This window comes from Vibrio genomosp. F10 str. 9ZD137 (assembly GCF_049974785.1).
Lineage (GTDB): Bacteria > Pseudomonadota > Gammaproteobacteria > Enterobacterales > Vibrionaceae > Vibrio.
On the sequence record NZ_JBNGCJ010000072.1, the window covers coordinates 1 to 1,858 of the forward strand.

Annotated in this window: 2 protein-coding genes; one reads left to right on the forward strand and one right to left on the reverse strand. The window is 46.1% G+C overall.

All coding sequences use genetic code 11. From position 1 onward, the window contains the following. On the reverse strand, positions 1–621 hold a 621-nt coding region (locus ACP45E_RS00945), incomplete at its 3' end, for an SDR family NAD(P)-dependent oxidoreductase (RefSeq protein WP_069584597.1). Between the two features lie 397 nt (positions 622–1,018). On the opposite strand from ACP45E_RS00945, the gene ACP45E_RS00950 reads away from it, so the two are divergent. Next, positions 1,019–1,735: an ABC transporter ATP-binding protein gene (locus ACP45E_RS00950; RefSeq protein WP_017033108.1), complete on the forward strand. Its 717-nt coding sequence runs from the start codon at positions 1,019–1,021 to the stop codon at positions 1,733–1,735. Positions 1,736–1,858 lie beyond the last annotated feature (123 nt).

Here is a 1,858-nt window from a genome sequence, read left to right on the forward strand (position 1 = left end):
TTGATTGCGCTCAGCATCTTCACGCAGAGCTTGAGTATTGTTCGTTTCCATATAACCGGGTGCTATCGCATTCACGTTGATATTGTCGCGCGCCCATTCGTTCGCCATCGCACGTGTCACTCCCATCACTGCGCTTTTAGATGCTGTATAAGAAGGAACTCGAATACCACCTTGAAATGAAAGCATCGATGCAATGTTAATGATCTTTCCGCCAGTGCCTTGAGCCTTAAACTGCTTTGCAACCGCCTGAGACATAAAGAACACAGTCTTGGTGTTCACGTTCATTACGTCATCCCAATCTTGCTCTGAGAACTCAATCGCATCTTGGCGGCGAATAATTCCTGCATTGTTCACGAGGATGTCGACTTGGCCAAACTCAGTCAAAGTACGCTCTATGATCCCGGGAATGCACGCTTGATCGAGAAGGTCAGCACGAACGTTTAGGAACGCATGGCCTGCTGCATTCATTTTCTCAATAGTCCCTTCAGGCTCTGTACGGTTAACACCGACAACTTTGCAACCTGCTTCTGCTAGGCCTAACGCTATACCTTGCCCAAGTCCCGTGTTACAGCCTGTCACTATCGCGACTTTACCTTTCAGACTGAATGACTCTAACAGCATGTCCGCTTCCTCAGTTACGTTTGTATTTATGATGTAACATTATGATACGCCCAATTAAATCATACAATAATATATAAATGCGAGAGTGACGTTAAAAAGATTCGAACTAGGATCAAAATTAGCCCCACTTAATTGCCCCAACTCCCTTAAACGAGTTAGAACTGAAATAACAACTCGTTTAATTTCCATTTAAGTGCAGACCTGTGACATCCCCAGAGCAGAATCGCCCCTCTCACTGATCTATTTCCTCCTACTCACAGTACAAGTTATTAATAATTCGATATAAATCGCTCTATTTTTCCAATTTGTTGTCTACAGTGATATAGAGCTTATCGCGGTATTCATTACTACCAATTGACGCGCTTTGATAGCCCCCCTTTCGATACAAGGATAGGAAATGGAAAACCCAGTTGTCACGCTGAAACATGCCAGCAAAAACTTTGTTGATGGTAAAGACACCCATAGTGTATTGGAGAGCATCGACTTCGGCCTAGCGCCAGGGGCAAGCGTGGCTTTGACAGGTTCGAGTGGCAGTGGAAAAAGTACCCTACTCAACCTAATCGCGGGCTTTGAACCACTTTCAGGTGGAGAACTGTGGCTCGATGGCGAGAAAACATCAGCTTGGAAAGATCCACAATGGAGCCGCTTCCGCCATCAAAAACTGGGCGTTATCTTTCAGCAGTTCAACTTGTTAACCCCACTCAACGTAAAACAAAACATCGCGTTCCCATTGCATTTGAATCAACAAAAATGGGGAGACTGGTGTGATTACTTAGTGGAAGCGTTAGGCATCAGTGAACTGCTCGATAGGCATGTATCAGCGCTCTCTGGCGGACAACAACAACGAGTTGCCATCGCACGTGCGTTAGCCCATAAACCGAAACTTTTGCTTGCCGATGAGCCCACAGGCAACCTCGACCACAAAGCCGGTTTAGAAGTGATGAGGTTGCTGAACGAAATCACCACGCAAGGCAACACTGCTGTGCTTTTGGTTACACACAGTCCCGAATGTGCCAGTTTTATGCAGACACAACTGGTGTTAGACGATGGAGAGTTAAAGCGTGTAGAGCTAAACCAAAGTCAAGCCAGCGAGAAACCTCATGCGGACAGTTAACTTAACTCACTCTAGGTTAAATCACACCAGGCTCACTCACACAAAACTTACGCTAAACCTATTCGCTGCGCACTATCGCCAATCGCCCTTGCAAGCGGCGGCGATCTTGATTGGTATCGTGTT